Annotated in this window: 7 protein-coding genes; 6 read left to right on the top strand and 1 reads right to left on the bottom strand. The window is 32.9% G+C overall.

Annotated features, from left to right (window positions below):
* Positions 1-136 precede the first annotated feature (136 nt).
* Together B0A64_RS23775 and priA are read left to right on the top strand one after the other, a co-directional pair.
* Positions 137-541 (top strand): PIN domain-containing protein, encoded by a 405-nt coding sequence (locus B0A64_RS23775; RefSeq protein WP_089481944.1) that lies wholly within the window; start codon positions 137-139, stop codon positions 539-541.
* A 56-nt stretch (positions 542-597) separates the two neighbouring features.
* Complete coding sequence (gene priA, locus B0A64_RS23770) at positions 598-3,048, top strand: replication restart helicase PriA (RefSeq protein WP_089481943.1); 2,451 nt, start codon at positions 598-600, stop codon at positions 3,046-3,048.
* 1 nt (position 3,049) lies between these two features.
* Here priA and B0A64_RS23765 read toward each other — a convergent pair whose 3' ends face one another.
* A complete protein-coding gene (locus B0A64_RS23765) occupies positions 3,050-3,748 on the bottom strand; it encodes a LytR/AlgR family response regulator transcription factor (protein WP_065449575.1) in 699 nt (232 codons plus the stop codon).
* 177 nt (positions 3,749-3,925) lie between these two features.
* Between B0A64_RS23765 and rpsF the strand changes: the two genes are divergently transcribed.
* The 4 genes from rpsF to B0A64_RS23745 all read left to right on the top strand — a co-directional run bounded on the left by rpsF (position 3,926) and on the right by B0A64_RS23745 (position 5,685).
* On the top strand, positions 3,926-4,267 hold the full coding sequence (gene rpsF / locus B0A64_RS23760) for a 30S ribosomal protein S6 (RefSeq protein ID WP_007810575.1): 342 nt from the start codon (positions 3,926-3,928) through the stop codon (positions 4,265-4,267).
* Between the two features lie 5 nt (positions 4,268-4,272).
* The gene (gene rpsR / locus B0A64_RS23755) at positions 4,273-4,569 is read left to right on the top strand and encodes a 30S ribosomal protein S18 (protein WP_002987043.1); all 297 of its coding nucleotides are present in this window, start codon (positions 4,273-4,275) and stop codon (positions 4,567-4,569) included.
* Between the two features lie 66 nt (positions 4,570-4,635).
* The gene (gene rplI / locus B0A64_RS23750) at positions 4,636-5,076 is read left to right on the top strand and encodes a 50S ribosomal protein L9 (protein ID WP_089481942.1); all 441 of its coding nucleotides are present in this window, start codon (positions 4,636-4,638) and stop codon (positions 5,074-5,076) included.
* Between the two features lie 135 nt (positions 5,077-5,211).
* Positions 5,212-5,685 (top strand): DUF6495 family protein, encoded by a 474-nt coding sequence (locus B0A64_RS23745; protein ID WP_089481941.1) that lies wholly within the window; start codon positions 5,212-5,214, stop codon positions 5,683-5,685.
* Positions 5,686-5,732: the final 47 nt, after the last annotated feature.

The following is a 5,732-nucleotide window of genomic DNA, read 5'->3' as shown; positions in this document are numbered from 1 at the left end:
CTTTAAAAGGTGCTAAATCCAAAGAAAATAATTTTTACAAGTCTTTTGGTGCTTTTTCTTCTGAAAAATCTGCTGAAGAAATTATTTCTGAAATTAAATCCAATAGAAAATTTAAAAATACTGAAATTAAATTTTAATGGGATATTTACTTGATACAAGTATTTGTGTTTTCTTTTTAAGAGGAAGATTAGATCTTGATAAGATAGTGAAAGATATTGGTTTAGAAAATTGTTATATTTCTGAAATAACTGTTGCTGAACTTCGTTTTGGTGCTGAAAATAGCGATGATCCAATAAAATCTAATAAAGCTGTAGATATTTTTTTAAAAGGATTGACTATAATTCCAATTTTTGGTTCCATTAAAAGATATGCTATCGAAAAAGTAAGACTAAGAAAAATTGGTAAGCCAATAAATGATGAATTTGATCTTTTAATTGGTGTAACAGCGATTGAGAATCAACTTACCTTAGTTACTGATAATGTTAAAGATTTTAAGCTTTTAAACGGAATTCAAATAGAGAATTGGTTTGAAAGAAGTTAATTCTCTACTTAATAATTCTTTTTCAAATAGTTTTTTAAATCCTATAAAATATTTACATGTTTTTTGTCGAAGTTGTTCTACCACTTTCCTTAGCTAAAACTTTTACGTATCGTATTTCTGAAGCCGAATTCCATTTTATTAAAAAAGGAATGCGGGTAGCAGTGCCTTTTGGTAAAAGTAAAATATATACGGCGTTGGTGATTGATATTCATCAAAACGAACCAAGCTTGTATGACGCCAAAGAAATTCATCAAATATTAGACGAAAAACCTATCGCAACAGAAGTTCAGATTAAACACTGGCTTTGGGTAGCGAATTATTATATGTGCGGTATTGGCGATGTATACCGCGGTGCTTTCCCAAGTGGATTATTACTGGAAAGTGAAACCATTATTTCGTGCAAAGTAGATGTTGTTGTGGATCAAAGCCAACTTTCTGATGAAGAATTTTTAGTTTATGAAGCTTTGCAACAGCAAAGTTCTCTTAAGGTTCAGGAGATTATTTCGATCTTAAATAAGAAAAATATTTTTCCTGTTCTTCAAAAAATGATTGCTAAGGATATCATTGTTCTCGAAGAAGAAATTAAGGAAGGTTATAAACCAAAACTCATTCGGTTTGTAAAATTACATTCGCAATATGAATCAGACAATGGTTTGGCAAAATTACTTGAGGTTCTAAAAAGTGCCAACAAACAAAAAGAAATTGTTTTGGCTTATTTTCAACTCACCGCTTCTGAAAAAAAGCCAATAACAGTAAAGAAATTAGTTGAGGTTTCAAATTCATCTTCGGCAGTAGTAAAAGCTTTAATAGACAAAGAAATTTTCGAAGAATATCTTTTGCAGCAAGACAGGGTTTCGTTTACGGGACAAGCAAGTGATAAGCAATTAGTATTGAGTGAGGCTCAGGAAAATGCTTTTAAAGAAATTAAAAACAATTTTCAGGAAAAAGAAGTGTGTTTGCTTCATGGCGTAACCTCAAGCGGAAAGACAGAAATCTATATAAAGTTAATCGAAGAATATTTAGCGACCGGAAAACAAATCTTGTATTTGTTGCCTGAAATTGCACTTACTACACAATTGGTTTCACGTTTACGACTTCATTTTGGCGATAAAGTGGCTGTTTTTCATTCTAAATACAGTAATAACGAAAGGGTTGAGGTTTGGAAACAAACGCTCGACAATGCAGATAAAGCTCAAATTGTAATAGGAGCGAGGTCTTCGTTGTTTCTTCCTTTTAATAATTTAGGTTTGCTTATTGTTGATGAAGAGCATGAGCAAACCTTTAAGCAAACAGATCCTGCTCCTCGTTATCATGCCAGAGATGCGGCCATTGTTTTGGCTAATTTTCATCAGGCAAAAGTGCTGTTAGGATCAGCAACACCAAGTATTGAAACCTATTTTAATACACAAACAGATAAATACGGTTTAGTGTCGCTTACAGAACGTTATAATAATGTTCGAATGCCGGAAGTTGTCCTGGTTGATTTGAAAGACAAACACTTTAGAAAACGAATGACGGGTCATTTTAGTGATCTTTTAATCGAAGAAATCGCAGAAGCTTTGTCATTAGGCGAACAAGTGATATTGTTTCAAAACAGACGTGGTTATTCGCCTGTAATCGAATGCATGACTTGTGGGCATGTACCGCATTGTCAGCAGTGCGATGTGAGTTTGACTTTTCATAAACATAAAAATCAGTTGCGTTGCCATTATTGTGGATACTCTATTGCAAAACCAACGCATTGCCATAGTTGTTCGAGTATCGATTTGACTACAAAAGGTTTTGGTACAGAACAAATCGAGCAGGAGTTAGTTTCTCTTTTTCCTAAGGCTAAAACAGGCAGGATGGATCAGGATACCACTCGTGGTAAGTTTGGGTTCGAAAAAATTATCGATTCGTTTAAAAATCGCGAAATAGATATTCTGGTAGGAACGCAAATGCTTGCCAAAGGTTTGGATTTTGATAATGTAAGTCTGGTTGGGATTATGAATGCTGATAATATGTTGCATCATCCTGATTTCAGGGCATTTGAACGTAGTTTTCAAATGATGACGCAGGTAGCAGGAAGAGCAGGAAGATCAGAGAAGCAGGGAAAAGTGGTGATCCAGACCTATAATCCCAATCACAATACAATCCAGCAAGTTACAACGCATAACTATTTAGGGATGTATAAGGAGCAATTATACGATCGACAGATCTACAAATATCCTCCTTATTTCAGAATCATAAAGCTGACTCTGAAGCACAGGGAATTTGATAAGCTGAAGGAAGGTTCAATGTGGTTGTATCAGGTTTTAAGCCAGAACTTAGCAATGCCGGTTTTAGGTCCGGAAGAACCTGCAATAAGCAGAATAAGAAATGAATATATCCGAACTATCTTAATTAAGATTCCGCAGAATGTACCTTTAGCGGGGACAAAAAAAAATATTCAGAAAATGTTGAATAGTTTTGAAGCTGTTGCTCAATACCGAGCAATAAAGGTGGTGGCCAATGTCGATTTTTATTAAATTAAGATGACGTTGAGAGGGCTTTTACCAGATCTTCTTTTTTGTTTCGGCTAAGCGGAATTTTGGTAATACCAATTTCGGCAAATTTACTGTTAAAACGCTCAACCTTATCAATGTTAATAATATAGGACTTGTGTACGCGTATAAATTTGTCTTTTGATAAATCGTTTTCAAAAGATTTCATGGTAGAAAGTACCAGGTTGCTATCGTCTTCTGTCACTACTCTGACATAATCTCCAAAGGCTTCAATCCATTTGATTTTTGCAGTGAAGATTTTAAGTTTTTTCAGGTTGCTTTTTATGAATATGTGCTCTCCTTCTTCTTCTTTTACATCTTTTTTAAGTAAATGCATATCGATTGCTCTTTTTACAGAAGCATTAAAACGGTCTACCGCAATAGGTTTTTGCAGGTAATCAGTAGCATCATAGTCAAAAGCTTTTAAAGCATATTCAGCTTTAGAAGTAATAAATATAATTTGTGGTTTAGATTTTAATCCGTCAAGGAAATCAAATCCATTGATAACAGGCATTTCTATATCAAGAAAAATTAAGTCGATATTATTTAAAGATATGCAGCTTTTTGCTTCAATAGCATTAGAAAAGTCCCCGATCAAGTGCAAACCTGGGTGATTATTAACTAATTTTGCAATAATGGTCCTTTGTATAGAACTATCATCAACAACAACACAGTTTAGTTTCATAACATTAAAATTTAGAATAAATTCAGGATAGCAGTAGTAAATGTATTATTTTTTTGGAAAAAAAACTAAAATCGACTTGTATTTTTTACTTTATAACGAATAAAAGCAAAAAAGTGTTGTATATATAAATTTAATGGTTACTTTTGCACCCAATTTTAACAAATAAATATTGTATTTATGAATCATTATGAAACTGTTTTCATTTTAAATCCCGTTTTATCTGAGGTTCAGGTGAAGGAAACAGTAACGAAATTTGAAGAATTTCTTACTAGTAGAGGAGCTGAAATGGTATCAAAAGAGGATTGGGGTCTGAAAAAAATGGCTTACGAAATCCAAAACAAAAAAAGTGGTTTTTATCACTTATTCGAATTCAAAGTAGCTGGAGAAGTTCTAATTGCTTTTGAAACTGAATTTAGACGTGACGAAAGAGTTATGCGTTTCTTAACTGTAAGTTTAGACAAACATGCTATTTCATGGGCTGAAAGAAGAAGAGCCAAATTAAAATCTACTAAAGCTTAATTATTATGTCTACAATAGAGCAATCTGCAAAAGGAAAAAAAGACGGAGATATCAGATATTTAACGCCTTTAAACATTGAAACTAACAAAACTAAAAAGTACTGTCGTTTCAAAAAATCAGGAATCAAATATATCGATTATAAAGATGCTGATTTCTTATTGAAATTCGTTAATGAGCAAGGAAAAATTCTTCCTCGTCGTTTAACAGGAACTTCATTAAAATACCAAAGAAAAGTTTCTGTAGCTGTAAAAAGAGCTCGTCACTTAGCTTTAATGCCATACGTGGCCGATTTATTAAAATAATATTAAAAACAAAGTTGTTGGTTTCCGGTCAAATGGAACCTAACTTCTAAATATAAGGACAACAACATGGAACTTATTTTAAAACAAGACGTACAAAATCTAGGATTTAAAGATGATGTAGTATCTGTAAAAGCTGGTTACGGACGTAACTTTTTAATTCCTCAAGGTTTTGCTGCTTTAGCAACTCCTTCTGCTAAAAAAGTTTTGGCTGAAAACCTAAAACAAAGAGCTCACAAAGAAGCTAAAGTTGTTGCTGATGCAAAAGCGTTAGCGGAAGCTTTGAAAGCAATTGAAATTAAAATCTTCGCAAAAGCGGGTGGTGAAAAATTATTCGGTTCAATCACGAATATTGACATCGCTGAAGCTTTAGCTAAAGGTGGACAAGTAATCGAAAGAAAATTCATCACTAGCGGTATCGTTAAACGTACTGGTAAATACACTGCAAATGTGCGTTTACACAGAGATGTAATCGTTGAATTACCATACGAAATTATCGCTGAAAAGTAATAGTTTTATATACTATACAAAAATCCCGATGCGAATCGGGATTTTTTTGTTTAAAGAAAGAAAGAATTAGACTTAAAATTATTTGCATAAGCATTTTGCTTATAGGATATAACGTAAGAAATAAAGCCTGATAAAATGAAATACGCAAGATTAACAAAAGAGCAATTTGATGAATTGCATGCAGAATTTGCCAGCTTTCTGGCTACTCAGGCTATCGATAAAGCAGAGTGGGATTCTATTAAAATAAATAAACCTGAAGTAGCTGAACAGGAGCTGGATGTTTTTTCGGATTTAATCTGGGAAGGTGTTTTGTCAAGAGCAGAATTTTTAGAACATTTCTCCAGAAATCATATTTTCTTGTTTCAGTGTTTTGAAGAAAATGTGCAGTCTATTGTACTAAAGTCACTGGTTCCGGAAACCGATTTTTTGACTAAAGAAGGTTTGCAGTGGTTAAGTGATAATATGTTTACAGAAAACATAGAAATGAAAGTTGGAAAAAAAGTATTTACAGAAGATCGAAATGCTTCTATTTTTGAACTAATTCAGCAAGGAGCATTTTTAAGTGATGGACAATTGTTCACGCAAATTAATACGATTATTGAATCCTAGTTTTTAATCGAATATATTGTAAAAAAGGTAAGTGATTGATGTTAAAT

The organism is Flavobacterium araucananum (assembly GCF_002222055.1).
Lineage (GTDB): Bacteria > Bacteroidota > Bacteroidia > Flavobacteriales > Flavobacteriaceae > Flavobacterium > Flavobacterium araucananum.
This window is presented reverse-complemented; position numbering and strand designations above follow the sequence as displayed.